This window comes from Streptomyces sp. NPDC033845 (assembly GCF_055576225.1).
This window is the reverse complement of the sequence record NZ_JBVIRI010000024.1, coordinates 1-26,136: the sequence shown is the minus strand read 5'-3', so window position 1 is coordinate 26,136 and position 26,136 is coordinate 1. Positions and strand designations below refer to the sequence as shown.

Genomic DNA, 26,136 nt, shown 5'->3' with positions numbered 1-26,136 from the left:
CCGGACGGATCCGTCTGCTCAGCGCGCCCGCGCCTCGGGGGCGAGGGAAGGTTTCGCCGGGCGGCTGGTGCGACCCGGGTGGGGCCCGGCGGTCCAGTAGACAACGGTTTCGGCCGCCCGCAGCCAGCGGGAGCCGGGCCGGCCCGAAGGGCACCGGGCCCCGATCCGCTGTTTTAGAGTGGGTCCCCTGTGACCGGACGTACTAAGGGGAATCAGTGAGCGACGGCGGTGAGCGGGGGTACGGGCCGCTCGGCACGGCTCTGGTGATCATTCCGACCTTCAACGAGGCGGAGAACATCGGACCGATCGTCTCCCGAGTGCGTGCGGCGGTTCCCGCGGCCCACGTCCTGGTGGCCGACGACAACAGCCCGGACGGCACCGGCAAGCTCGCGGACGAGCTCGCCGCCGAGGACCCGCAGGTCCACGTGCTGCACCGGAAGGGCAAGGAGGGCCTGGGCGCGGCCTATCTGGCCGGGTTCCGCTGGGGGCTGGAGCGGGACTACGGCGTGCTGGTGGAGATGGACGCCGACGGCTCCCACCAGCCGGAGGAACTGCCCCGGCTGCTGACCGCCCTCAAGGGCGCCGACCTGGTGCTGGGCTCCCGCTGGGTGCCGGGCGGCCGGGTGGTCAACTGGCCCCGGCACCGGGAGATCCTCTCCCGCGGCGGGTCCACGTACTCCCGGCTGATGCTGGACGTCCCGATCCGGGACGTGACCGGCGGCTACCGGGCCTTCCGCCGGGAGACCCTGGAGCGGCTGGGCCTGGAGGAGGTGGCCTCGGCCGGCTACTGCTTCCAGGTCGACCTGGCGCGACGGGCCGTGGGCAAGGGCTTCCACGTGGTGGAGGTCCCCATCACCTTCGTCGAGCGCGAGTTCGGCGACAGCAAGATGAGCAAGGACATCGTGGTGGAGGCCCTGTGGCGGGTCACCACGTGGGGTCTGAGCACCCGGGCCGCCAAGCTGGGCATCCCGGGCGGCAGCCCCCGCCCCAAGCCCTGAGCGGGCCCCCGCGGCCCCCAGGTTGCCGGGCATCCACTCTCGGGCATCCGCCGGGCGCCCCCTAGGGGGCGCCCGGTACCTCCGGCCGACACCGGTTTTACCGGCCACCGGGCACACTGGGTGGTATGACGACCGGCGTTCCCGCTCCTACCGCCCGCAAGCGCCCCCCGCGCCCCCGCACCTTCGTGCCCCTGGCCATCGCCGCCTGGCTGATCCTGGAGATCTGGCTGCTCGGCCTGGTGTCCCGGCAGATCGGCGGGCTGGCCGTGTTCGCCCTGCTGGTGGGCGGTCTGGTGCTGGGCTCGGTGGTGATCAAGAGGGCCGGACGGCGTGCCTTCAAGAACCTCACCGGTACCTTCCAGCGGGCCCAGGAGGCCGCGCAGCAGGGCCGTCCGCCCACCGCCGTCCCCGAGGAGGGGAAGGGCTCGGGCAACGGCCTGACCATGCTGGCCGGGCTGCTGCTGATCGTGCCGGGTCTGCTGACCGACGTGGCGGGGCTGCTCCTGCTGCTGCCGCCGGTGCGCGCCGCGGTGAGCCGGCGGGCCGAGCGGTCCCTGCGGAAGAAGATGGAGTCGGCTCCGGCCGGCAGTTTCGGGGACGCCTTCCAGCAGGTCCGGATCCACTACCCGGACGGCAAGGTGGTCCAGGGCGAGGTGATCCGCGAGGACGGCAGCCCGGCCGGTCCCGGCCCGGGCCGCCCGGGTGCCCAGGAGCACCCCCCGCTCACCCCCTGACGAGCCGCCGCCAAGCCGCAGGGCACGACGAAGAGCCGCTGGGCTCCGACCCCCTCGGGGGTCGGAGCCCAGCGGCTCTTCTGCTTGCACTTGCCGACCGCGCGGCCCGCCCCGGGGGGCGTGCTACGCGGACTTGCGGCTGTCGCGCGGATGCACGGCGATGTTCATGGCGCCGGAGCGGAGAACGGCCAGCCGTTCGGCCAGCACCTCCTCCAGCTCCTCGCGGGTGCGCCGCTCCATGAGCATGTCCCAGTGCGTTCGCGCAGGCTTGCCCTTCTTCTCTTCGGGCCCGTCCCCGTCCACCAGGAGTGCCATGGCGCCGCACGCCTTGCACTCCCACTCCGGCGGAATCTCTGCCTCAACCGAGAACGGCATCTCAAATCGATGTCCGTTCTGGCATGCGTACTCCACCGCCTGGCGCGGGGCCAGATCGATGCCGCGGTCCGTCTCGTAGCTGGTAACCACGAGGCGCGTACCGCGGAGAGCTCGCTCACTCATGAATCGTGCCTCCCGGGCTTTGTCGCCCACAGGACAGGTGTCGCTGTCGTCGTCATCCGGTCAACGTCCGGTCGGCGGTATAGATTCCCGCTCCGGGTCACGCGTCGCCCGTCGTGCCGCCCCTTGTTGTACCCACCAATGCCCGTTTTGTCACATCTGGCAGCAGATGTCACCCAACGTCTTCACTTTTGCAACACGCAGTAACGGTCCGCCTGGCAGGCCAATGGCGTACACTACCGGCCTTTCACTTCAACGTCTAAATCCGTTCCTCAGATCCGTGCGGGAACGGGGTTCCCGGCCTCCTCCACCGCCCTCCTGACCGGCACTCTGGCCAGCAGTACGAAGCCCACCGCGAAGAAGACCACCAGCGAGACGATGGCCTCCCGGTAACTTCCCGTGACCTGGTAGGTCAGTCCGAAAACCAGCGGCCCCACCCACGAGACCCCGCGGTCGCTGATCTCGTACGCGGAAAAGTACTCCGCCTCCTTGCCCGCCGGGACCAGATGCGAGAACAGGGACCTGGACAGCGCCTGACTGCCGCCCAGCACCAGGCCGATCATCGCCGCCAGTGCGAAGAACCACACCGGTGTCCGGGCCGGCAGGAAGTATCCGGCCGCCAGGGTCACCGTCCAGGCCGCCAGTGAACCGAGAATCGTCCGCTTGGCCCCGTACACCCGGGCCAGCCGGCCCATTCCCAGCGCTCCGGCCACCGCCAGCACCTGCACCAGCAGCACCGCCACGATCAGGGTGGACTGCTCCAGCTCCAGTTCCTCCGAACCGTAGACGGAGGCCTGGGAGATCACCGTCTGCACGCCGTCGTTGTAGACCAGATAGGCCAGCAGGAAGGACAGGGTCAGCGGATGCCGGCGCATGTCCTTCAGGGTGGCCACCAGCTGCTTCCAGCCGGTGCCCACCGGCGCGCCCGCCGCGGCCGGCTCCCGCACCACCTTCCGGTCGCGCAGCCGGCGCAGCGGGACGATCGCCCACGCTCCCCACCACACCCCGGCCGAGGCCAGGCAGATCCGCACCGCCGTCCCCTCGGAGAGCCCGAAGGACTCGTGACCCTGGTAGAGGACCAGGTTCAGCACCAGCACCAGCGCGCCCGAGGTGTAGCCGAAGGCCCAGCCCCGGGAGGACACCGCGTCCCGCTCGTCCGGCTCCGCGATCTGCGGCAGATAGGCGTTGTAGAGCACCATCGACACCGCCAGCGAGGCGTTCGCCACCACCAGCAGCAGCCCGCCCAGCAGATAGCGCTCCCCGCCGACCAGGAACATGGCGGCGGTGGCCGCGGCCCCCGTGTACGCGGCGGCGGCCAGCAGCGGCTTCTTCCGGCCCGTGCGGTCCGCCAGCGCCCCCACCAGGGGCATCACCAGCACCGCCACGATCACCGACAGGGACACCGCGTACGCGAAGAAGGAACCGGCCCGCACCGGGACGCCCAGCGGGTGCACGAAGCCCTCGGCGTCGGCCGCCGCCTTGGCCACCGAGGTCAGATAGGGGCCCAGGAACACCGTCAGCACACTGGTCGAGTAGACCGAGCAGGCGAAGTCGTAGAAGTACCACCCGTGCTGCTCGCGCCTCCGCGCCGCCGCGGCGGCACCCGCGGCCGCCTTCCCGCCCGGCTCCGGTCCGCCCGGTTCCGCTTCATCCGTGGCCCGCACGCTCATACCGGCTTCCCCCTCGCCGCTCAACCCGCTCTAAACCCATGCTCCGCGCCGGTCCAGCACCGAACGCAGCAGGTCGATCCGGTCGGTCATGATGCCATCGACACCCAGGTCGAGCAGCGCCTCCATCCGTTCCGGTTCGTTCACGGTCCAGACGTGGACCTGGAGGCCCCGCTCGTGGGCCGTCCGGACGAACCTGCGGTCCACCACCCGGATGCCCGCCTGGGACTCCGGCACCTGCGCCGCCACCGCCCCCACCCGCAGGGCGGCCGGGATCGCGAAGGACCGCAGTCGCAGCCCGACCACCCCCCGCACCCCGTACGAGGTGGCCAGCCGCGGACCGGCCAGCCGCTGGGCCCGGGCCACCCGGCTCTCCGAGAAGGAGCCCACACAGACCCGGTCCCACAGGCCCCGGCGGGCGATCAGGTTCACCAGCGGATGCACCGCCGACTCCGCCTTGACGTCGATGTTCCAGCGGGCCTCGGGGAACTCGTCCAGCAGCTCCTCGAACAGCGGCAGCGGCTCGCTGCCCGCCACCCGGGCCTCCCGGACCCGGCTCCACGGCAGCGCGGCGATCCGGCCGGCCGCGTCGGTGACCCGGTCCAGGGTCGGATCGTGGAAGGCGACCAGCTTCCCGTCCAGGGTCGCGTGCACATCGGTCTCGAAGTACCGGTAGCCCGCCCCGGCGGCCCGGCGGAAGGCGGCCGCGGTGTTCTCCAGCCCGTCCGCCGCCCCGCCGCGGTGCGCGAACGGGAGCGGACCGGGGTGGTCCAGATAGGGATGGCGAAGGCGTACGTGCGTCACGCGCCGCAGTATGCCCCCACCAGCGGCATCCCGGTGACGGGACGCCCGGCCGCCGGACTGGTGCCGCCCGCCCGGCCCGTGCCAGTCTGTTCCGGAGAACCAATCCAATCAGCTCCCGAACCGGACCGGACCAGGCCGATGACCGGCCCGGGACGGCCAATCCCCTGAAGGTGGACCGGACGACATGGCGCAGTGGACCTCCGCGGTGGGCGCTCCCCAGCTGGCGCGGCTCATCACCTCCCAGCAGCCGAGGCCCGCCGTGCCCGGCGCCCGGAAGCCGCCCGCCTACCGGGCCCTCGCCGACGGCATCCGGCTGCTGGTCCTCGAAGGCCGGATCCCGGTCGCCGCCCGGCTCCCCGCCGAACGCGAACTGGCCGTCTCCCTCTCCCTCAGCCGCACCACCGTGGCCGCCGCCTACGAGGCGCTGCGCGGCGAGGGCTTCCTGGAGTCCCGCCGGGGCGCGGGCAGCTGGACGGCCGTCCCGGCGGGCAACCCGCTGCCCGCCCGCGGTCTGGAACCCCTCCCGCCGGAGGCCCTGGGATCCATGATCGACCTGGGCTGCGCCGCGCTCCCGGCCCCCGAGCCCTGGCTGACCAGGGCGGTCCAGGGCGCCCTGGAGGAACTCCCGCCGTACGCCCACACCCACGGGGACTACCCGGCCGGACTGCCCGCGCTCCGCCGGATGCTCGCCGACCGCTACACCGAGCGCGGCATCCCGACCATGCCCGAGCAGATCATGGTCACCACCGGGGCGATGGGCGCGATCGACGCCATCTGCAGCCTGTTCGCGGGACGCGGCGAGCGGATCGCCGTCGAGTCCCCCTCCTACGCCAACATCCTCCAGCTGATGCGGGCGGCCGGCGTGCGGCTGGTCCCGGTCGCCATGTCCGACGGCCTGGCCGGCTGGGACCTGGCCGCCTGGCGCCAGGTGCTGCGCGACGCGGCCCCCCGGCTGGCCTACGTGGTCGCCGACTTCCACAACCCCACCGGGGCGCTGGCCTCGGAGGAGCAGCGCCGGGCCATGGTCGAGGCGGCCCGCTCGGCCGGCACCGTCCTGGTGGCCGACGAGACCATGGCCGAACTCCAGCTGGACCCGGACCTGGAGATGCCCCGCCCGGTCTGCTCCTTCGACCCGGCCGGCAGCACCGTGATCACGGTGGGCTCGGCCAGCAAGGCGTTCTGGGCGGGGATGCGGATCGGCTGGGTCCGCGCCGCCCCCGACGTGATCCGCAGCCTGGTGGCGGCCCGCGCCTACGCCGACCTCGGCACCCCGGTCCTGGAGCAGCTGGCGGTGCACTGGCTGATGCGGACCGGCGGCTGGGCGGAGGCGGTGGAACTGCGCCGGGCCCAGGCCCGGGAGAACCGGGACGCCCTGGTCGCCGCCGTCCGCCGGGAACTCCCGGACTGGGAGTTCGCCGTCCCGAGGGGCGGCCTCACCCTGTGGGCCCGGGCCGGCGGCCTCTCCGGCTCCCGGCTCGCCGAGGTCGGCGAACGGGTGGGGGTCCGGGTCCCCTCGGGACCGCGGTTCGGTGTGGACGGCGCCTTCGAGGGGTATGTGCGGCTGCCCTTCACCGTCGGCGGCCCGGTGGCCGACGAGGCCGCCGCCCGGCTCGCCGCCGCGGCCCGCCTGGTCACCACCGGGGCCGGCGGCCACACCACCGAACCCACCCGCACCTTCGTGGCGTAGCGCCCCGACGGGCTAGCCCGCGTCGGCCGGGACCTCCGAGGTCACCGGGGCCGCGGAGCCGACCGACTGGGCCGGCGGCTTGGACACCGTCACCCCGGCCACCCGCTCGGGCAGCAGTTCCAGCACCGCCTCGCGGTGCGCGACCCCCTCCTCGTACGGGTCCGGGGTGGCCGGCACCTGGAGCCGGTGCACCGGGCCGGTGCCCAGCCGGGCGTACCCGCGGCCCGGCGGCACCTGCGCCGTCGGCGTGGTGTTCGGCGGGGCGCCCAGCACCCCGGCCACCTGCTGGACGGAGGCGGGGCCCAGCACCACCCGGGCCCGGGTGTGCGCCCACACCCCCTCGTTCAGCAGCTCCAGATGGTCGAACTGCTCCGCGACCACCACGGTCGCGTTGGCCGCCCGCCCGTGCCGCAGCGGCACCTGGAGCAGGCCGAACGGATCGGTCAGCCCGTCCGCCGCGGCCAGGTGCCCGAGCACGCTGGGCCGGTCCAGCAGGATCCACAGCGGCCGCCGGACGTCCTCCGGGGCCGGCCGCCCCTCCTGCCGGGCCCGGTTGGCGGCCAGCAGCCGCCGCTCGGTCTCCCGGGCCGCCCACTCCAGGCTCGCCCGGGCCCCGTCCAGACCGCACTCCACGGTCACCACACCGGCCCGGCCGACCAGACAGGCGTACTCCCCGCTGCCGGCGCCCTCGACGACCACCAGGTCACCGCCCTGCCGGAGCGCCTGGAGCGCGATGGACCGCAGCAGGCTGGAGGTCCCGCTGCCGGGCTGCCCCACGGCCAGCAGATGCGGTTCGGTGGCCCGCGGTCCGGTCCGCCAGATCACCGGCGGCAGGTCCCGCGGCTCCCCGCCGTCCAGCACCGGCAGGGTCCTCGGCACGCCCGCCGGGTCGGTGAACCCGAGGACGGTCTCGCCGGGGGAGGTGACGAACGGCTGGGCGGCGACCCCGGTGGACAGCGCGGGCAGCACGCTCAGGTCCAGGGTGTTGCCCTCCTCGTCCCAGAGGAAGCGGTACTCCCGGCCGCGGCCGGACTTGGCGTGCAGCAGCGCCTCGATCCGGGCCCGGGACTCGGGTTCGCCGTCGGTGAAGTACGCCGGATAGCGGATCCGGAGGCGGGTGATCCGGCCGTCGGAGTCGAAGGAGTGGTCGGCGAAGGCCTTGTCCCAGGCTCCGCCGTGGGAGAACAGCGGGTTGGGGTCCTCGGGGACGGAGAAGTACGGGACCAGCGCCTCGTAGAGCGAGGAGAGCCGGTCGGCGGCGGCCTCGCCGGGCCCCTCGTCGGCGGGGGTCCGGTCCCGGCCGTGCCAGGCGGCCGCCGCCATCAGGGCGAGCATGCCGAGCAGCGGCCCGTACGGGACGAGGGCCAGCACCAGCACGCAGGCGGCGGCCAGGAACAGCGCGGGACCGCGTTTGTCCTTCGGGGTGTCCACCCACTTCCGCCGCCCCGCGACGGCCAGGACGCGCAGTCCGCGCCCGATGGTCAGGACCGGATGGAGGACGTCCGTGGCGCTGTCGGAGGCCCGGCGAGCGAGTTCGCGGGCCCGGGCCGGCGACAGGCTGCCGCGCCGGAGGATGCGGGGAAGTGGGCGCCGGGCCACGGGCGTCTCCTGGAGTTGTGGTGGTGCTGTCGGTCGGGGCTCGGGGGCGGGTCAGAGCTTGATGCCGCCGAGCAGGCTGGCGAGGCTGGCCGTACTGGCCGTGATGCTGGGGGCGATCGCGGAGCCGGCGAGGAAGAAGCCGAAGAGCGCGCAGACGAACGCGTGCGTCAGCTTCATGCCGTCCTTCTTGAAGAAGAGGAAGCAGATGATGCCGAGCAGGACGACGCCGGAGATCGACAGGACCATGGGGGGTTCTCCTGATGGGTGGGGACGGTCACCAACAGTTCTCCCAACCTCACAGGAAGTATCAATGCGACAACAGGTGCAAATAGGTGAATTGGCGCATTTTTCACTTGATCGGCCCACTCCGACTGGCGCATCGGCCCCCTCCCATCCATGCCTCGGACCGGACCTGGCATGTGCGGTTACGGCCAGTAAGCTGCTGCTTCATCCGAACCAGTGAAAGGCGGTACGCCCCCATGAGCGAGAGCCCCCAGGACGCCCCGGGTACGCCCGGCGCCCCCGACGAGGACGTCATCGAACTGGCCACCAAGATCTTCGACCTCGCCCGGCAGGGCGACACCCGGACCCTGACGGCCTACCTGGACGCCGGCGCCCCCGCGAACCTCACCAACGACCGCGGCGACACCCTCGTCATGCTGGCCGCCTACCACGGCCACGCCGACACCGTCACCGCCCTGCTGGCCCGCGGCGGCGAGGCCGACCGCGCCAACGACCGCGGCCAGACCCCGCTCGCCGGAGCCGTCTTCAAGGGGGAGGAGGGAGTCATCCGCGCCCTGCTCGCCGGAGGCGCCGACCCGGCCGCCGGCACCCCCTCCGCCGTGGACACGGCCCGCATGTTCGGCAAGACCGAACTGCTCACCCTTTTCGGAGCCCAGTAGTCCGCTTTTTCCGGGGGTTACGGGCCGTATCCGGTCCCCCATCGGTCCCGAGTCGGTCACCGCGGCCGTAAATGTGGTCGCGTCGCACAAACCGGCTGGGTCATCATGGCGTCGGATCCGGAGAGAGCCCCGAGGGACGGGGTAGAGACCCCGAGGGACGGGGTACGGGGGAAACTCCGGTCACCGACGAAAGAGAGAAGACCATGGTCTACATCGAGCGGAACACGACGGCGGACGTCCTCACATGCTGTTACGCGGCTACGTGAATCCCGATTCCCGGTTGCGTCCCCAGCTTGATTTGAGGCCATTCCCATGTTCGAACCAGTCATAGCACCGAGCGGTACCCTGCTCGGGCTCCTTCAGCGGGGCCGCGGCGACGGCACCCTGCACGCACTCGCCGCACCGAGGGCCGAGGCCCTCGCGGCACTCAACCACTGTGTGCTCGGCGACCCGCGCCAGGACTGGCAGGTGGAGAACCGCTCCCTGTACTACGCCCGCCTCTACCTCGACCTCGACGGCCCGCTCGGCGAGCTCGAAGAGCACCTGTTCTCCCCCGAGGACCTCGTCGACGACTCCGACACCCGGACCGGGCTCGCCCTGTCCGTCCTCGGCCACCTCGCCAGCTACGGCCGCGACGACGCCCTGATGCTGCTGCGCCGCTACGCCGCCTCCGGCGCCAACTGGGCCTGGGCGCTCGACGAGCTCGCCCTGCGCGACGACGACCAGGGGCTGCGCGCCCTCGCCGGACCGGTGCTCGCCCACTTCCCGGCCACCCCGGAGGGCGAGGCCCAGCTGGCCGCGGCCGTCCGCGACGCCTACGAACCGCGCCCGTGGAGCCTGTGGGAGGCCCTGCCCGAACACGGGGCCCGGCTGCGCGCCGCCCGCGAACAGGGCTCCTTCTCCCGATGGCAGCGCCAGCTCTCGGCCGACGGCCCCCGCCCCGGCTGGAGCGTCGAGGCCGTCTTCGAGTGGGCCGCCGCCGGGCTGGCCCGCGGCAACCCGCTGCACGTGCCGGCCGCCCGCTGTCTGGCGGCCGTCGCCGCCGCCGAGGACCGCCCGCGGATCCTCGCCGCGGCCGCCGGAGCGGCCGGCGAGGCCGCCCGGGCCACCGCCCTGCACCACCTGGTCCTGGCCGAACCGGAGAACCCGGCCGTCCTCGACCTCATCGAGGCCGCCGCCGACGAACCGGCCGTCGCCGCCTACCGGCGGATGACCGGCCCGTCCGCCCTGGCCCGCGCCCGCACCTGGGCCACCCGCCCCGACCCGCTCGGCGAGGCCGCCGCGACCCTGCTCGCCGACCACGGCGGCAGCGAGGACGCCCCCCTGGTCCTCACCGCGCTCCGCGCCACCGTCCGCTCCGCGGGCCCCGACGCGGCCGCCCTGTTCCCGCTGGCCGACGGCGCCGGCCGGCTCGCCATCGGCTGCGCGGCACCGGTGCTGCGCCACATCTACCGCGAGACCGCCTCCTCGCACCTGCGCGGCCGGACGGCCCGCGCCCTGGCGGCCACCGACCCGACGTTCGCCGCCGGGTTCGCCGTCGAATGCCTCTGGGACTGCGAGGAGTCCACCCGCGAGCTCGCGGCACACCACGCGGAGACCGCCGACGCCCGCGTCGCGGACCGGCTCCGCCGCCTGGCGGCCGACCCCGCGGAGGAGGAGGACGTCCAGTCCGCCGTCCGCAACCGGATGACCCCGGGCAACACGGCCGTCTGATCACCCCCGCCACCGGCCCCGCCCGCCACCGCGAGCGGGGCCGGGCGCTGCCCGGCCCGGGCCGGTGGCACCGGGCCCCGGGCCGCGACCGGCCGGTCCCGCCCGCTGGGTGGGCCGGGAATGCGCGGGCCCGGCCCCGAGGGCTCGGCCCCGCGGGCCGCTGACCGACCCGCACCCTGCGGCCCCGGCCCCGGACCCGTCGCCCTCGCCCTCGCCACGCCTCCGCCGCTGCCGCGAAGCGCACGGGAAAGCCCGGGCGTCCGCCGTCCGGTTCGCCGGGGTCGCGGGCAGGGCAGTCCCGGGGACCCGGACCGTCCGACCCGACCCGAACCCGACCCGACCCGATCCGACCCGATCCGACCCGATCCGACCCGCCCGGCCTGGCGAGGCCCATGGCTCCCGCAGGCGTCAGAGTGCGGTGAAGCGGACCGGGAGGCCCGGGCGGCACTGGGCGGCGGCCCGGAGCGCGGAGGCCGGCACCACGCCCAGGACCGGATAGCCGCCGGTCACCGGGTGGTCGGCCAGGAACAGCACCGGAAGCCCGTCCGGCGGCACCTGGAGCGCCCCGAGGACCATCCCCTCGCTGGGCAGCTCCCCGGCCCGGGCCCGTACGAGCGGCGGGCCGCCCTCGATCCGCTGCCCGATCCGGTTGCCCGCCGCCGACACCCGGTACGGGCCCCGCAGCAGGGCCGCCACCGAATCCGGGGTGAACCAGTCCGCCCGCGGCCCCGGCCGGAACGGCAGCACCAGCTCCCCCGGCGGCGCCGGCACCGGAGCCATGTCCGCGCCCCCGGACGGACCCCACGGCCGGCCCACCGGCAGCACCGCCCCGGCCGCCGGCACCGCCGGACCCAGGCCCGACAGCAGATCGGTGGACCGGCTGCCCAGCACCGGCGGCACGTCGAGGCCGCCCCGCACCGCGAGATAGCTCCGCACCCCCCGGGTCGCGGCCCCCACCTCCAGCAGCGCCCCGTCCGGCACCCGGACGGGCGCCCCCCAGGCCGCCGGGCGCCCCGCCACCCGTACCGGACAGGGGGCACCGGTGACGGCCACCGTCACCGGCCCCACCGCCCGCAGGGCGACCCCGTCGAGCGTGGTCTCCAGCCCGGCCGCGCCGGGCCCGGGCACGCCCGTGTGGGGGTTCCCCAGCAGCCGGTTGCCGAGCCGCAGCGCCTCCGGGTCCAGGGCGCCGGACCGCGGCACCCCCAGATGGGCGTGCCCGGGCCGCCCCAGGTCCTGGACCGTGGTCAGCGCCCCGGCCCGCACCACCAGCAGCCCCCCGCCGGGTCCCGGTCCCGTCCCCGTCACCGAAGCCCCTGTCATACCGCCACCCCCGATCCTCCGAGTCCGGCCCCCGGGACAGCCCCCGCCTCCCGGAAGCGCACCCGGACGCCCGGTGCCAGCAGGGCCGCCGGATCGCGGTCGGGGTCCCAGAGGGTCAGGTCCCCGGCCAGCCGGCCGATCAGCTGCCAGCCGCCCGGCGAGGAGCGCGGATACACCCCGGCGTACTCGCCCGCCAGTGCCAGCGAGCCGGCCGGCACCGAGGTCCGGGGCGTGGCCCGGCGCGGGACCGCGAACCGGTCCGGCAGGCCGGTCAGATAGCCGAACCCGGGGGCGAACCCGCAGAAGGCCACCCGGAAGGCGGTGCCGGTCACGATCCCCGGCACCTCGGCGGCGCCCACCCCCCACAGGCCGGCGACCTCCGCCAGGTCCGGCCCGTCGAAACGCACCGGGACGAGCACCTCGGGCCCCTCGTCCGGCTCCCGCGGCGGCAGCCGCCAGCCCGCGATCCGGGCCGCCAGCGCCGCCGGGGCCGCCACCCCGTCGACGAGTACGGTCCGGGCGGCCGGCACCACCTCCCGCACCCCCGCCAGGCCGGGCTCCCCGGCCGCCCGCCGGCGCAGCACCTCCGCGTGCAGCGCGGCCACCTCCGCCGCCGTCCCCACCTCCAGCAGCAGCGCGTCCGCGCCCACCGGCAGCACCCGTACGCCGTTCACGCGAAGGCCTCCACCCGCACCCCGGCCCCGGCCAGGGCGTCCCGCACCCGGCGGGCCAGCTCCGCCGCGCCCGGGGTGTCCCCGTGCAGGCACAGCGAGCGGCCCGTCCCGCCGAGCGTCAGGGCCAGCGCCTGCGCCACCACGGCCGCCGGCTCGTGCAGCACCGCCCCGGGCTCCCCGCGCGGCACCAGGGTGCCCTCCGGCGTGTAGGCCCGGTCGGCGAAGGCCTCCGGCACGGCCGTCAGCCCGGCCTCCGCGGCGGCCGCCAGCAGCCGCGAACCGGGCAGGCCCAGCACCGGAAGGGCGGCCTCCGGCCCGCAGGCCAGCCGGATCCCCGCCACCACGGCCGCGGCCTGCCCGGCGTCCCGCACGGTCCGGTTGTAGAGCGCGCCGTGCGGTTTCACGTACGACACCCGGGAGCCGGCCGCCCGCGCGAACACCTCCAGGGCCCCCATCTGGTAGGCGATCTCGTCGGCCAGCTCCTCCGGCGGCACGTCCATGGCCCGCCGCCCGAACCCGGCCAGGTCCCGGTAGGAGACCTGCGCCCCGATCCGGACCCCGCGCGCGGCGGCGAGCTCGCAGACCCGCCGCATGATGGAGGGGTCCCCGGCATGGAACCCGCACGCCACGTTGGCGCTGGTGACCACGGACAGCAGGGCCTCGTCGTCGGTGAGGGTCCAGCGGCCGAACCCCTCGCCGAGGTCCGCGTTGAGGTCGACCACCGGGGGACTGTCGGGGGAGCGGTCCGGGGACCCGCCCGAAGGTGTGATCATGGAAGCCATGCGGTGAGCGTAGAAGGCCCGCCCGGTACGGGGGCGGCGGCCCCCGGGACGATCCGGCCGAACCATGCCGTTTGGGTGGTTGTCAGTCCGAGCGCCTAATCTTTCCGTCGTGACGTTTCCCGCCCCGGTCAAGACCCTCCCGTCCCCGGCCCCGGGCCCGGCCGCCGACGAGGGCCTGGCGCGGCGGCTGCGCGCGCTCGCCTGCACGGCCCCGCTGCACGACCTGGACGTCCGCAAGGCCAATCTGGCCGGCGAGTACGGGATCTACTCGATGGCCGAGGTCGCCCTCGCCGGCATCGACCTGATCACCCTCAACATGGACTTCGACACCGGCGCGGACCACGAGCAGATAGTGGCCAGACTGCTGCCCCGGGTGGCCGCCCAGGCCCCCGCCCGGCCCGCCGCCGAGCACGAGCGGGTGGCCCGCTGGGTGCTGGAGAACCTGATCAACGTCGGCAGCGTGGACCGCGGCTTCCGCGCCATATACGGCACCTTCGGCCCCGACGGGGTCTACGTCCGCCGGGACTACGACTTCAAGCTGATCGAGGAGGTGCCCGGCCACGACGGGGAGGTCTACCTCCGCACCACCGACGAGGCGGTCAACGTCCTGGTCGGCGCCCTGGACACGGACGTCACCAGCGCCCAGATCGCCGCCGAGGTCAAGCTGGAGGTGCTGATCAGCCGCGGCCGGCTGGCCGACGCCCAGCTGGCCGCCGAACAGGCCCGCTACCGCACCGTCCAGTACGCGGAGACCCTGCGCCGCACCCTGGACGCCACCCGCCGCAACGTCCGGGCGGTGGACTGGCTGCGGAGCGTCCCCGACATGATCGCCGAGGCCCTGGACCACGTCGCCGACCGCTACCGGCACGAGAACGCCATCCTCACCAACATCCGCAAGGCGCGCGACGAATCCGAGGACGGCGAGCAGAAGCGGCGCGCCGCCGAGCTCGTCGACATCGTCAAGGACTGCATCCGCCGGCACACCCAGCTCCAGTCCCGGCTGCTGGAGGCCGGCCCGCTGTTCCGCGCCGAACAGGACCGCCAGGCCTTCTCCGCACACGCCCCCAGCTCCGGCCTGGACCTGTACGGCCAGCTGGTCGCCCCGCTGCTGCCGCTGCCGGTGGCCGACGCCCGCCGGGTCACCGACGCCTTCTTCGCGGCCGGCACCGGGCTGCGCACCCCCGTGTCGGTACGGATGGCCGACCTGGTGGAGATCCTGCTGACCCCGCCGCTGGAGCGCGAACACCTCGGCGCGGAGATGCCCGAGCCCGACCTGATCGCCACCCCCGACGACAGCCGGTTCAGCGAGGAGCAGCTGGCCGCCGCCCGGGAACTCCTGGACCTCCCGCACGACGCCCCCCGGCGGCTCTCCGGACTGCTCGCCGACGCCCGGCGCCAGGACCCCGACCTGCCCTATCTGGTGGCCCTGCTCGCCGTCCACGCCGCCAGCCCGGCGGTGGGCACCGCCTACCGGCAGGGCGAGGAGCGGCTGCTGTTCGCCGTGGACGACGGCACCGAGCTCGACGACTTCGAGTTCGGCGGCGCCGACCTCGTCGTCGGCACGGCCCTGCTGGACGCGGCCGGCATGGCCGCCGCCCGCGCGGAGTCCGCGTGAACACCCCGCCGGCCGCCGCCGGCACCCCCGAACCGACCCCTGCCAAGGAGCACCAGCCGTGAGCGACCACCACGCCGAGCACCCCGCGTGGAGCGAGGCCGACGGCGAACCGGGGGCCCCCACCCCGGCGGGCCCCGCCGGCGGCGGGGTCACCCCGGCCGACGCCGCCGACGCGGCCCGGCTGGTCGCCTTCGGCCTCCAGCCCAAGCTCCTCCCGGCCCGCGACGCCGAGTACGCCGAACTCCTGCGCCGCTACCGCGAGGACCCCGGCTTCGGCCGGCTCGCCGACGCCGTCGCCACCGGCCTCGGCCTGGTCGTCCTGGAGGTCTCCCCGCGGGCCGGCATGGCCGTCGCCGCCGACGAGGACTCCGTCTTCGCCGTCCGGATGGGCGACTACGCCCGCCGCACCTCCGCCGACGGCGGCGACCGCTTCCTGCACGGCCTCGCCCATCTGGCGGTGGCCGCGCTCGCCTTCCCGCGCCCCGAGGACCTGGCCGACGACGGCTACATCGGCCGGATCACCGTCAACGGGGTGGACGCCTTCGTCCGGCAGGCCTGCCGCAGACTGGAGGACCGCGCCGAGGAACTCGGCGAGAACACCGACCCGGCCACCGACACCCCCGGTCTGGAGGCCGCCTGGCGGGTCTACGCCCGCCGCAGCGCCACCGGCGCCACCAAGGACGCCCGCCGGCTGGCCGGATCCACCACCGGCATCGTCGGCAAGGCCGTCGCCTTCCTCACCGACTCCGGCTTCCTCCAGCGCACCGGGGACGACGCCGGCGGCGCCTACCGCACCACCCCGCGCTACCAGCTCCAGGTCCGCGACATGGCGGGCAGCGCGGCCATGGCCGAACTGATCGAGCTCGGCGTGGTCCAGGTCGGCGACGGCTCCGCCAGCCTCCTCCCGCCGCCCGAGGGCGACGACCTGGAGCTGGCCGCCGACGCCGGGCTGCCCTTCCACGCCTGACCCGCCCCCCCGCGCCCCCGCCGTCCCCACCCGCACCGGCCGGCCGCCCCGCCCCGTACGACCGACCCACGAGACACCACGAGAGTCCGCCGCCATGTACGAGCTGTCCCGGATCCGCCTCTACTCCATCGGTCCCGCCGGTGCGCGCTACGCCGACACCGTGCTCGACCTCCGGGGAGTCGGCGAGCCGGTGCCCCACCCGGCTCCGACGCAGGCGGAGTTCTTCCAGGAGGAGCCGACCGGGCCGCCGCGCCGCCCGGCGCCCGCCGGAGTGCTCTTCCTGGAGAACGGCGGCGGCAAGTCCGTCCTGCTGAAGCTCATCTTCTCGGTGATGCTGCCCGGCCACCGCAACACCCTGGGCGGCGCCAGCTCAGGCGTGCTCCGCAAGTTCCTGCTCGCCGACGACTGCGGCCATGTGGCCCTCGAATGGCAGCACACCCGGACCGGCGAGTGCGTGGTCGTCGGCAAGGTCAGCGAATGGCGCGGCCGCCAGGTCTCCAACGACCCGCGGAAGTTCGCCGAGGCCTGGTACTCCTTCCGGCCCGGCCCCGGCCTCAGCCTCGACTCCCTCCCGGTGGCCGAGTCCACCGCCGTCCGGCCGCCGGTGGAAGGCGCCTCCGGGGCCCAGGGCCGGCGCCGCACCATGAAGGGCTTCCGGGACGCCCTCACCGAGGCCGGCAAGGCGTACCCGCATCTGGAGGTCTCCTGGGAGGAGATCCACGACCGTTGGAACGAGCACCTCGGCGAGCTCGGCCTGGACCCCGAACTCTTCCGCTACCAGCGCGAGATGAACGCCGACGAGGGCGAGGCGGCCGGCCTGTTCGCGGTGAAGAAGGACTCCGACTTCACCGACCTGCTGCTGCGCGCCGTCACCGACACCCGGGACACCGACGGACTGGCCGACCTGGTCCACGGGTTCGGCAACAAGCTCGGCCGGCGGTCCGAGCTGATGGCCGAACGCGATTTCACGGCCGGCTCGGTGGACCTGCTCACCCGGATCGTGGAGGCCTCCGCGACCCGCGCCCGGACCCGTGAGGTGCACGCCGGAGCCGAGCGCCGCACCCGCGGCCTGGCCCGCCGCCTCGCCCACCGCGCGGCCGCCGAACGAGCCCGGGCCGCCGACCTCGCCCAGCGGGTCACCGCCGCCGCCCACGAGGTCACCACGGCCGAGGCGGTCCGCGACCGGAGCTCCGCCATCGCCGCCGAACTGGCCTACCGGCACGCCTCGCTGGCCCTGGCCGTCGCCGACAGGGCGGCCGCCGCCCAGCGCCGCGAACTCCTGGAGGCCCGCACCCTGCACTCGGCCTGGCAGGCCGCCGAGACCGTGCTCCGGCACCGGGCCGCCGCCGACCGCTCGACCCGGGTGGCCGCGGCCATCCGGGAGGCCGAACGGGACGCCGCCCCGGCCCTCGCCGCCCGGGCCACCGCCGCCGGCCGGCTGGTACGCGCCCTGCACACGGCCGCCGAGGACGGCGAACGGGTCGCCAACGAGGAGGAGGAGCGCTCCGCCGCCCTCCAGGAGACCGGGGAGACCGCCCACCGCGACGCCACCGCCGCCGCCACCGCCGCCCAGCGGGCCCGCAGCGAGGCCGGCCACCTGCGCGGCCGGCTGGCCGAGGTGGAGCAGGAGACCGCCGAGGCGGTCCGGGCCGGCTGGCTGGACTGCTCCGCCCCGGACGCCGACCCGGCCAGGGCCGCACTGGCGGCCAGTGACGCCGAGAAGACCGCCGTCGCCGCCTGGGAGGAGGCCCGCGAGGCCGCCGGGACCGCCGCCGGGGCGGCCCGCGAGGCGGCGGCCGCCGAGGCCCGCGCCGAACTGACCGCCGCCCGCGCCGCGGACGCCGCCGAGGCCGCCGAGGCCGCCCACGAGGCCGACCGGCGCACCGCCGGGGCCATCGCCGCCGCCCCCCGCCTCGCCGAACTCCTCGGCCTCCCCGGCACCGGACCCGGCACCGCACCGGGCACCGGCACCGGCTCCGCCCTGCCGCGCCCCCGCGGCTCCGGCGGCCCCGCCCCCGTGGAGCCCGCCGCCCACGCCGTACCGGACGCGCTGGACGCCGAAGCCCTCGACCGCAACGCCGAGGACCTCCGCGCCCTCCTGGACTCCGGGGTGACCGCCGCCGAACGGCAGCTGTTCGAGCTGCGGACCGCCGCCGCCGACGACGCCCGGATCCTGGGCGCGCTCGGCGACGGCGGCCTGCTGCCCCCCGGCCCCGACGTGCTGGCCACCGTCGAGTACCTGGCCGAGCACGGCATCCCCGCCCTGCCCGGCTGGCGCTACCTGGCCCAGGCGGTGGACCCGACCGACCACTCCGCCGTGCTCGCCGCCCGGCCCGAACTGGTCGACGGGGTGGTCATCACCGACCCCGACACCCACGCCCGGGCCCACGAGGTCCTCGCCGCCGCGGCCCTGCTGCCCCGGTCCGCGGTGGCGGTCGGCACCGCCGCCGCCCTGCTGGCACCCGTACCGGCCGCCGGGGACGGCGGCGCCACCTCGGGGATCTTCATCGTGCCGCCCAACCCGGCCATGCACGACGAGCAGGCGGCCGACGAGGAGCGGCAGGCCCTGCGGAGCCGGGCCACCGCCCGGGACACCGAGATCCGCGAGCTGGCCGCCCGGCTGGCCGGCGACCGCGAGCTCGCCGCCCGGCTCGCGTCCTGGCGCACCGGCTGCCCGCCCGGCCGGCTCGCCGAACTCGCCGGAACGGCCACCGCCGCCCGCCGGTTCGCCGAGGAGGCCGAGGCCGAGCTGACCGAGGCCCGGACCGTCCGCGCCGAGGCCGAGGAGATCGCCGCCGACGCGGCCAGGATCCGCGAGGACCGCCAGGAGACCGCCCAGCGCGCCCGCCGGGCCGCCGACGCCCTCGCCGGCCTCGCCTTCCGACTCCGCGAGCGGGCCGGCTGGCAGGCCAAGGTCCGCGAACTCACCGAGGAGGCCGCCGAGTCCGAGGCCCGCGCCGAGGTCTGCCTGGACCGCGCCCGGGCCGCCGACGAGGACCGCCGGGCCGCCCAGCGGGCCGCCGACGACGCCCGCCGCACCTCCCGCGCGCTGCGCGCCGAACGGGCCGAGATCGCCGGGGTCTCCGACCTGCCCGCCGAAGCCGAGACCGAGACCGAAGGCGGGACCGGGTCCGGGTCGGATGCCGGGGCGGACGCCCCGCGCCGGACCGCCCTGCCCGATCTCCGCGAGGCCTACCGGGCCGCCTCCCGGCTCTACGAGAAGGTCGGCGTCGGCGCCGACCTGCGCGCCGAACAGGCCCGCGCGGAGAGCGACGAGAGCGCGGCCACCGCCGAACTGGACCGGCTCACCAACAAGGTCCGCACCCGGGCCGCCCAGCTCCTGGAGGGCACCGACGGGGCCGACGGCCCCTCCCGGCAGGCCGCGGCCGCCCGCGCCGAGTCCCTGGTACAGATGCTGGAATCCCGGGCCGGCACGGCCAGCGAGCAGCTCGGCCGGCTCCGCGGCGAGGCCGAACGGCTGGCCCCGGCCGACGGAGAGGCGCACGCCGAGCTCCCCGGGGAACTGGTCCCGGAGCAGGTGGAGCAGGCCCAGGCGCTGCTGCGCACCGCCACCGCCCAGCTCGCCGCGCACACCGCCGCGGTGGAGGCGGCCCGCGCCGCGCACGCCGACCTGCTGCGCTCGCACCGCGCCGCCGAGGACGGGGCCGGCGGGTTCGACGAGACGGCCGCCCAGCTGCGGGACCAGCTCCGCGACCACCAGGGGTCCGCCGAGGACGAGGACCGGGACGCCACCGGCTATCCGGGTGATCTCGCGGAGGCCCGGCAGTCCGCCGCCGAGGCCCGCCGGTCGCTGCGCGGCTGCACCGCCGACCTGTCCGCCGCCGAGGCGGGCGTACGCGAGGCCTGCGACGTCCTGGTCCGGCACGCCAACGCCACCCGCTACGAGCAGGTGCGGACCCCGGCCCGGCAGCAGATCCGGGAGCTTCCCGCGGCCGCGCTGCCGGAGCACGCGGCGGCCTGGGCGGCGGCCTTCGCGCCCCGGCTACGGGTGCTCACCGACGAGCTGGCCCAGCTGGAGCGGAACCGCGACAGCATCGTGGACCGGCTGCGCGGGCTGGTGGAGTCGGCGCTGGCCACCCTCCGCTCGGCCCAGCGGCTGTCCCAGCTGCCCGAGGGCCTCGGCGAATGGTCCGGGCAGGAGTTCCTCCGGATCCGCTTCGAGGAGCCCGACCAGGCCACCCTCACCGAGCGGCTCGGCGAGGTCATCGACGAGGCGACCCGCTCGGCCGTCAAGAAGAACGCCTCCTTCGGCGAGGGCCGCCGGGACGGCATGTCCCTGCTGCTGCGCGGGGTGCAGGCGGCGCTGGAGCCCCGGGGCATCTCGGTGGAGATCCTCAAGCCGGACGCCGTGCTGCGGGCCGAGCGGGTGCCGGTGGGCCAGATGGGAGACGTGTTCTCCGGCGGTCAGCTGCTGACCGCCGCCATCGCCCTGTACTGCACGATGGCCGCGCTCCGCAGCAACGACCGGGGCCGGGACCGGCACCGGCACGCGGGCACCCTGTTCCTCGACAACCCGATCGGCCGGGCCAACGCCACCTATCTGCTGGAGCTCCAGCGGGCGGTGTCCGACGCCCTGGGCGTGCAGCTGCTCTACACCACCGGTCTGTTCGACACCACGGCGCTGGCGGAGTTCCCGCTGGTCATCCGGCTCCGCAACGACGCCGACCTGCGGGCGGGGCTGAAGTACATCAGCGTGGAGGAGCACCTGCGGCCCGGACTGCCCGAGAAGTCCACCGAGGGCGAGACCGTGCACGGGGAGATCACCGCCACCCGGATGTTCCGCAAGTCCGCGGAGCACCAGGCCGAACACCGTGCCGCCCGCGAGCACGCTCGCGAGCCCGCGCCGGAGCGCCAGATCGGCCGCCAGGCGGGCCCCACCGACCAGCGGGTCTGAGGGCCCGTTGGTCTCAGGGGCCTCAGGCCCGGCGCAGGCTGCCCGCCTGCGGCGCCCCCGAGGGGGCGCCGGTGGCCCCTTGCTGGCCGGCGGCGCCCTGCCGGGGCCGGGGCGCCGGGGGAGCGGGGGTCGGCCCGCGCCAGCCGCGGGCGCCGCTGCTGGGCACCGACAGCACCCCGTACCGCTGGCGCCAGGTCTGCCGGGTGATCCACACGTCCAGCACCCCCCAGGTGGCCACGATGGTGCCGGCCACCGAGCCCAGCAGCATCGGGAAGGCCAGCCAGGAGCCGGTCAGGGTGAGGAAGAAGGTGACGGTGCCCTGGGTCAGGGCCACCGACACGATCAGCACGGCCCGCACCGCGGCGTTGCGGACGGGATCGGGCATCCGGCGGCGCCGGGCCTCCTCCTCCACCCACAGCTCCCGCCTCGGCTCCCGGTGTTCGCTCCCCATGCCCCGCTCATCCCCACCCTGCGACCCACCATGCGCGCTGCACCGTCACAGCACGGTCAAGACGTCCGCCGGGCCCCCGGGGTTCCCGGACCACCTGCGGAACGAATAATTCCAGCCATCCATCAGACTACGGGAACTGACGCCTCACCAAGTGTCATGTGCCACATATCGGGCCGGACTTGACCGGAAGTATGGGACAACTCGTGATCTTCGTCCAGCCGTCCGGCCGAAAACGTCCGGACACGCCTTCGAAGGCTCCGGGCCGCAGTAGTAGGCTCACGCCGTTTGATTGACGGAACACCGACCCCCGGCAAGGGGGTTGAGCTGGGGGAGGCTGTGGAGCCCATGCGCTTTCGCGGGAAGTCCATCCGCCGGAAGATCGTGGCGTTGCTCCTGGTGCCGCTCGTCTCCCTGACCGCCCTCTGGGGCTTCGCCACCGTGCTCACCGGCCGCCAGGCCGTCCAACTCCTCGACGTGGCCGGGGTCATCGACAAGGTCGGCTATCCGGTCGAGGACGTGGTCCGGGTCGTCCAGCGGGAACGCCGGCAGACCCTGGTGGTGCTCGGCACCCCGACCGCCTCCCGGGCCCTCACCGAACTGGTCAGGAACCGCGCCGCCACCGACACCGTCCTCGCCGACCTCGGCCGCAGCGCCGCCGACCCCGACATCGCCCGGGACCTCGGACCGGACGCCGCCCAGCGCCTGGACTCCATCATCGAGGCCTTCGGCAACCTCCAGACCCTGCGCGCCGACGTCGACCGCACCGCCCTGGACCCGGGCGAGGCCCTGGAGCTCTACAACCGCCTGGTCGATCCCTGCTACGACTTCCTGATGAACCTCCACGCGCTGGAGGACGTCGAGATGGACAAGCAGGGCCGCGCCCTGGTCGGCATCACCCGGGCCCGCGAGGCGCTCTCCCGGCAGGACGCGGTCGTCGCCGCCGCCTTCGCGGCCCGCCGGTTCACCCGCGAGGACGTCCGTGCCGTCTCCGACCTGATGGCCAAGCGCGAGCTGCTCTACGAGTTCAACCTCGGGATCCTGCCCGCCGCCGACCGGGCCGTCTTCGAGCGCTACTGGACCGGCCCCGAGTCCAAGGCGCTGCGCGACGCCGAGGAGAAGATCGTCACCACCGGCCCGGTCAAGAACCCCCGGATCCCGACCCCCGCCCAGTGGGACGAGGTCTCCGCCCAGGCCCTCCGGCAGCTCGCCGACATGGGCACCGCGGCCGGCGACGCCTACCAGGAGCGGGTGGAACCCGTCGCCATGGCCGTGCTCGTCAAGGCCGCCGTGGCCGGCATCCTCGGCTTCCTCGCCCTGATCGTCTCGCTGGTCCTGTCCGTCCGCATCGGCCGCGAGCTGATCCGCGACCTCTCCCGGCTCCGCAAGGAGGCCCACGAGGCCTCCGGCGTCCGGCTGCCCGCCGTGATGCGCCGGCTGGCCGCCGGGGAGCACGTGGACATCGAGACCGAGGCCCCCCGTCTGGAGTACGAGCGGGACGAGGTCGGCCAGGTCGGCCAGGCCCTGAACACCCTCCAGCGGGCCGCCGTCGAAGCCGCCGTGAAGCAGGCCGAACTCCGCCGCGGGGTCTCCGAGGTCTTCGTCAACCTGGCCCGCCGCAACCAGGTCCTGCTGCACCGCCAGCTCACCCTCCTCGACAGCATGGAGCGCCGCACCGAGGACACCGAGGAACTCGCCGACCTGTTCCGCCTGGACCACATGACCACCCGTATGCGCCGGCACGCCGAGGGCCTGGTGATCCTCTCCGGCGCCGCGCCCTCCCGCCAGTGGCGCAAGCCGGTCCAGCTGATGGACGTGGTCCGGGCGGCCGTCGCCGAGGTCGAGGACTACGAGCGGATCGAGGTGCGCCGGCTGCCCCGGCTCGGCATCGCCGGTCCGGCGGTCGCCGACGTCACCCACCTGATCGCCGAACTCCTGGAGAACGCCACGGTGTTCTCGCCCCCGCACACCGCCGTCGCGGTCCACGGCGAGCAGGTCGCCAACGGCTTCACCCTGGAGATCCACGACCGGGGCCTGGGCATGACCGCCGAGGCCCTGCTGGACGCCAACCTGCGGATCGCCGACTCCCCGGAGTTCGAGCTGTCCGACACCGACCGGCTGGGCCTGTTCGTGGTCAGCCGGCTCGCCCAGCGGCACGCCGTCAAGGTCTCGCTCCAGGTCAGCCCGTACGGGGGCACCACCGCCGTGGTCTTCCTCCCGGCCGCCCTGCTCACCGACGCCCCGGAGACCAACGGCACCGGATTCCGGCTGGACCGCCAGAACAAGGCCCCGGCCACCGGCCCCTCCCTCCCCCCGGCCGGCACCGGCCGCGGCAGCCTCGCCCCGCCCCGCAGGCCGGTCCCGGCCGCCCTGTTGGACGGCCCGGTCGAGCTGGAGGCCCCGCTGAGCGTCCTGGGCCTGAACGAGCCGGCCCGCCCGTCCGGCACCCCCGCCGGCCCGGCCACCGGCCCCTCGGCCGGGCTGCCGGCCATGGCCAGCCTGGACGACGAGACCCCGCCCACCGGCATCCCGCGCAGCACCCTGCTGGGCCGCCCCGGCCCGGACCGGCGCACCGGCCGCCCGGCCGACCCAGGCCCCGCCCGGCCCGCCGCCGACCGCGAACCGCAGGCTCCCACCGGACCGGTCCGGCTGGAGAGCGCCCGCCTGGACACGGTCCGCTCGGAGGGCCTGCGCCCGGCCTCCGGGACCGTGCCGCTGCCGCGCCGCCGCCGCACCCCCACCCTGGTCGCCGACCACGGCCGCCGGCTGGACACCACCGCGGACTCCCGCCCGGAGGCCCGTACGGAGAACCGCCCGGAGACCCGTACGGACGCCCGCCCCGAGCCCCGTACGGAGAGCCGGCCCGAGCCGCGCGCCGAGGGCCCCGGCGGCCTGCCCCGCAGGGTCCGGCAGGCCAACCTGGCGCCCCAGCTGAAGAACGGGCCCGCCGCGCCCGCCCCGGCGGCCTCCGCACCGGAGGACCGCGACGCGGAGGACGTCCGCCGCCGGATGTCCTCGCTCCAGCGCGGCTGGACGGCCGGCCGCAACCTGCACGCACAGCAGCAGTCCGACGCCGGCCGCACCACCGGCGCCGGACCCGGGCACCAGCACGAGAACGAGGGGGACGGTCGATGACCGCACCGCAGACCGCAGGGCACGACGGCCGGAGCCGAGGCCCCGGCCAGCTCAACTGGCTCCTGGACGAGCTCGTCGACCGGGTCGCCAGCATCCGCAAGGCGGTGGTGCTGTCCGGCGACGGACTGCCCACCGGCAGCTCCAAGGAACTGACCCGCGAGGACAGCGAGCACCTGGCCGCCGTGGCCTCCGGGTTCCACAGCCTCGCCAAGGGCGTCGGCCGGCACTTCGAATCCGGCTCGGTCCGCCAGACCGTGGTGGAACTCGACGAGGCCTTCCTCTTCGTGATGGCGGCGGGCGACGGCAGCTGCCTGGCCGTGCTCTCCGACGCGGACTCCGACGTGGGGCAGGTCGCCTACGAGATGACCCTCATGGTCAAGCGGGTGGGCGACCACCTGCGGACCGCACCGCGCACCGGGCTGCCCGCCGGGGGGTGAGTGGGACCGCATGAGCGATTCAGGCCTGGCTCCCGCCGAAGGCCCCGACACCCCCGCCACACCCGCCGCCGACGCCGCCGCGGCCGGGCCCCCGCCCGCGGCCCCGGCCGCCCGCGGTCCCGTCGGCGGCGCCCCCGCCGGCGGCGGACCCGACCACAGCCCCGCCGGGCACGCGCACTGGTTCGACGACGAGGCGGGCCCGGTGGTCCGCCCGTACGCGATGACCCGGGGCCGGACCAGCCACGCGGGCCAGCACCGGCTCGACCTGATTGCCCTGGTCGTCGCCGAACCGGCGGCCGAGGACCCGGTCTGGGACCTGACGCTGTCCCCGGAACACGCCCACATCCTGGACCTGTGCCGGGAACGGCCGCAGTCCGTCGCGGAACTCGCGGCCGATCTGGACCTCCCCATCGGGGTGGTCCGGGTCCTCATCGGCGACCTCGGCGACGAGGAACTGGTCCATGTGACCCGGCCGGTCCCCCCGGCCGAACTGCCGGACGAATCCATTCTCCGTGAGGTGATCGATGGCCTTCGGGCGCTCTAACCGGTCCGGCGGCATCTACGCGGTGCCGCCGGTCGAGCCGCTGACTCTGAAGATCCTGGTCGCCGGCGGCTTCGGGGTGGGCAAGACCACCCTGGTCGGCGCGGTCAGCGAGATCAGACCGCTGCGGACCGAGGAGACCCTCTCCGAGACCGGCCGCGACATCGACGACACCGGGGGAGTGGAGGGCAAGAGCACCACCACCGTGGCCATGGACTTCGGCCGCATCACCCTCCGCGAGGACCTGGTCCTCTACCTGTTCGGCACCCCCGGCCAGGACCGTTTCTGGTTCCTCTGGGACGAACTGGCCCAGGGCTCCCTCGGCGCGGTGGTGCTCGCCGACACCCGCCGGCTGGAGGACTCCTTCGCCGCCGTCGACTACTTCGAACGGCGCGGCATCCCGTTCCTGGTCGCGGTGAACTGCTTCGACGGGGCCGACCGCCATCCGGTGGACACCGTCAGGGAGGCCCTGGACCTGGACGGGGAGGTCCCGATGCTGCTCTGCGACGCCCGCGAACGGGAGTCCGTCAAGGACATCCTGGTCGGGGTCGTGGAGCACGCCATGGAGGTGGCCCGAGCGCGCCGACAGCCCGCCCGGACCTAGGTGTGTTGTCCGGGCAGGTTGGTGACGCGGCTGGCGGGTGTTTGGCCGTGGATGCCGGTGTGGGGTCGGTGGTAGTTGTACCAGTCGATCCAGTCG

At 75.2% G+C, this 26,136-nt stretch carries 21 protein-coding genes; 12 read left to right on the top strand and 9 right to left on the bottom strand.

The features are described from left to right. Positions 1-215: 215 nt before the first annotated feature. Complete coding sequence (locus tag ACZ50K_RS32470) at positions 216-998, top strand: polyprenol monophosphomannose synthase (RefSeq protein WP_468909809.1); 783 nt, start codon at positions 216-218, stop codon at positions 996-998. Positions 999-1,123: 125 nt separating this feature from the next. Continuing rightward, positions 1,124-1,732: an FxsA family membrane protein gene (gene fxsA / locus ACZ50K_RS32465; protein WP_468909806.1), complete on the top strand. Its 609-nt coding sequence runs from the start codon at positions 1,124-1,126 to the stop codon at positions 1,730-1,732. A gap of 123 nt (positions 1,733-1,855) precedes the next feature. Here fxsA and ACZ50K_RS32460 read toward each other — a convergent pair whose 3' ends face one another. The 3 genes from ACZ50K_RS32460 to ACZ50K_RS32450 all read right to left on the bottom strand — a co-directional run bounded on the left by ACZ50K_RS32460 (position 1,856) and on the right by ACZ50K_RS32450 (position 4,698). Further along, positions 1,856-2,230: an RNA polymerase-binding protein RbpA gene (locus ACZ50K_RS32460; protein WP_007262928.1), complete on the bottom strand. Its 375-nt coding sequence runs from the start codon at positions 2,228-2,230 to the stop codon at positions 1,856-1,858. Between the two features lie 269 nt (positions 2,231-2,499). Continuing rightward, positions 2,500-3,897, bottom strand: a complete 1,398-nt coding sequence (locus tag ACZ50K_RS32455; protein ID WP_468909804.1) for an MFS transporter — start codon at positions 3,895-3,897, stop codon at positions 2,500-2,502. 30 nt (positions 3,898-3,927) lie between these two features. Then, positions 3,928-4,698 (bottom strand): glycerophosphodiester phosphodiesterase, encoded by a 771-nt coding sequence (locus ACZ50K_RS32450; RefSeq protein ID WP_468909801.1) that lies wholly within the window; start codon positions 4,696-4,698, stop codon positions 3,928-3,930. 184 nt (positions 4,699-4,882) lie between these two features. Between ACZ50K_RS32450 and ACZ50K_RS32445 the strand changes: the two genes are divergently transcribed. Beyond that, a complete protein-coding gene (locus ACZ50K_RS32445) occupies positions 4,883-6,385 on the top strand; it encodes an SCO1417 family PLP biosynthesis transcription factor (RefSeq protein WP_468909798.1) in 1,503 nt (500 codons plus the stop codon). A gap of 12 nt (positions 6,386-6,397) precedes the next feature. Here ACZ50K_RS32445 and ACZ50K_RS32440 read toward each other — a convergent pair whose 3' ends face one another. Both ACZ50K_RS32440 and ACZ50K_RS32435 read right to left on the bottom strand, forming a co-directional pair. Then, on the bottom strand, positions 6,398-7,984 hold the full coding sequence (locus ACZ50K_RS32440) for a hypothetical protein (protein WP_468909795.1): 1,587 nt from the start codon (positions 7,982-7,984) through the stop codon (positions 6,398-6,400). Between the two features lie 51 nt (positions 7,985-8,035). After that, entirely contained in the window at positions 8,036-8,230 is a 195-nt protein-coding gene (locus ACZ50K_RS32435) for a hypothetical protein (protein ID WP_007262923.1), read from the bottom strand. Between the two features lie 233 nt (positions 8,231-8,463). Between ACZ50K_RS32435 and ACZ50K_RS32430 the strand changes: the two genes are divergently transcribed. Next, complete coding sequence (locus tag ACZ50K_RS32430) at positions 8,464-8,886, top strand: ankyrin repeat domain-containing protein (RefSeq protein WP_468909793.1); 423 nt, start codon at positions 8,464-8,466, stop codon at positions 8,884-8,886. A gap of 312 nt (positions 8,887-9,198) precedes the next feature. Then, entirely contained in the window at positions 9,199-10,599 is a 1,401-nt protein-coding gene (locus ACZ50K_RS32425) for a HEAT repeat domain-containing protein (RefSeq protein ID WP_468909790.1), read from the top strand. Positions 10,600-11,007: 408 nt separating this feature from the next. Here the strand turns inward: ACZ50K_RS32425 and ACZ50K_RS32420 are convergent, their stop codons facing one another. Genes ACZ50K_RS32420 through ACZ50K_RS32410 form a run of 3 tightly spaced genes read right to left on the bottom strand, consistent with a single transcriptional unit; the run spans position 11,008 to position 13,318 of the window. Beyond that, positions 11,008-11,907 (bottom strand): 5-oxoprolinase subunit C family protein, encoded by a 900-nt coding sequence (locus ACZ50K_RS32420; protein WP_468909787.1) that lies wholly within the window; start codon positions 11,905-11,907, stop codon positions 11,008-11,010. Positions 11,908-11,918: 11 nt separating this feature from the next. Continuing rightward, on the bottom strand, positions 11,919-12,596 hold the full coding sequence (locus tag ACZ50K_RS32415; RefSeq protein WP_468909785.1) for a 5-oxoprolinase subunit B family protein: 678 nt from the start codon (positions 12,594-12,596) through the stop codon (positions 11,919-11,921). Beyond that, positions 12,593-13,318, bottom strand: coding sequence for a LamB/YcsF family protein (locus ACZ50K_RS32410; protein ID WP_468909927.1), 726 nt, complete (start codon positions 13,316-13,318; stop codon positions 12,593-12,595). The genes ACZ50K_RS32415 and ACZ50K_RS32410 overlap by 4 nt, the downstream gene beginning before the upstream one ends. Before the next feature lie 124 nt (positions 13,319-13,442). On the opposite strand from ACZ50K_RS32410, the gene ACZ50K_RS32405 reads away from it, so the two are divergent. The 3 genes from ACZ50K_RS32405 to ACZ50K_RS32395 all read left to right on the top strand — a co-directional run bounded on the left by ACZ50K_RS32405 (position 13,443) and on the right by ACZ50K_RS32395 (position 20,875). Then, complete coding sequence (locus ACZ50K_RS32405) at positions 13,443-14,993, top strand: hypothetical protein (RefSeq protein ID WP_468909784.1); 1,551 nt, start codon at positions 13,443-13,445, stop codon at positions 14,991-14,993. A 58-nt stretch (positions 14,994-15,051) separates the two neighbouring features. Further along, positions 15,052-15,960, top strand: coding sequence for a hypothetical protein (locus ACZ50K_RS32400; protein WP_468909781.1), 909 nt, complete (start codon positions 15,052-15,054; stop codon positions 15,958-15,960). A 94-nt stretch (positions 15,961-16,054) separates the two neighbouring features. Next, on the top strand, positions 16,055-20,875 hold the full coding sequence (locus tag ACZ50K_RS32395; protein ID WP_468909779.1) for a hypothetical protein: 4,821 nt from the start codon (positions 16,055-16,057) through the stop codon (positions 20,873-20,875). A gap of 22 nt (positions 20,876-20,897) precedes the next feature. On the opposite strand, the gene ACZ50K_RS32390 is transcribed toward ACZ50K_RS32395, so the two are convergent. Continuing rightward, positions 20,898-21,326: a hypothetical protein gene (locus ACZ50K_RS32390; RefSeq protein ID WP_468909778.1), complete on the bottom strand. Its 429-nt coding sequence runs from the start codon at positions 21,324-21,326 to the stop codon at positions 20,898-20,900. Between the two features lie 345 nt (positions 21,327-21,671). On the opposite strand from ACZ50K_RS32390, the gene ACZ50K_RS32385 reads away from it, so the two are divergent. The 4 genes from ACZ50K_RS32385 (at position 21,672) to ACZ50K_RS32370 (ending at position 26,040) form a co-directional block, all read left to right on the top strand. Next, positions 21,672-24,458 (top strand): sensor histidine kinase, encoded by a 2,787-nt coding sequence (locus ACZ50K_RS32385; RefSeq protein WP_468909776.1) that lies wholly within the window; start codon positions 21,672-21,674, stop codon positions 24,456-24,458. Further along, positions 24,455-24,895: a roadblock/LC7 domain-containing protein gene (locus ACZ50K_RS32380; protein ID WP_468909773.1), complete on the top strand. Its 441-nt coding sequence runs from the start codon at positions 24,455-24,457 to the stop codon at positions 24,893-24,895. Before ACZ50K_RS32385 ends, ACZ50K_RS32380 begins: the two co-directional genes overlap by 4 nt. A gap of 202 nt (positions 24,896-25,097) precedes the next feature. Further along, positions 25,098-25,439, top strand: a complete 342-nt coding sequence (locus ACZ50K_RS32375; protein WP_468909926.1) for a DUF742 domain-containing protein — start codon at positions 25,098-25,100, stop codon at positions 25,437-25,439. Further along, positions 25,420-26,040 carry a GTP-binding protein gene (locus ACZ50K_RS32370; RefSeq protein WP_468909770.1) on the top strand — a complete coding sequence of 207 codons (621 nt, stop codon included), beginning with the start codon at positions 25,420-25,422 and terminating at the stop codon, positions 26,038-26,040. The genes ACZ50K_RS32375 and ACZ50K_RS32370 overlap by 20 nt, the downstream gene beginning before the upstream one ends. The last annotated feature ends 96 nt before the right edge of the window (positions 26,041-26,136 follow it).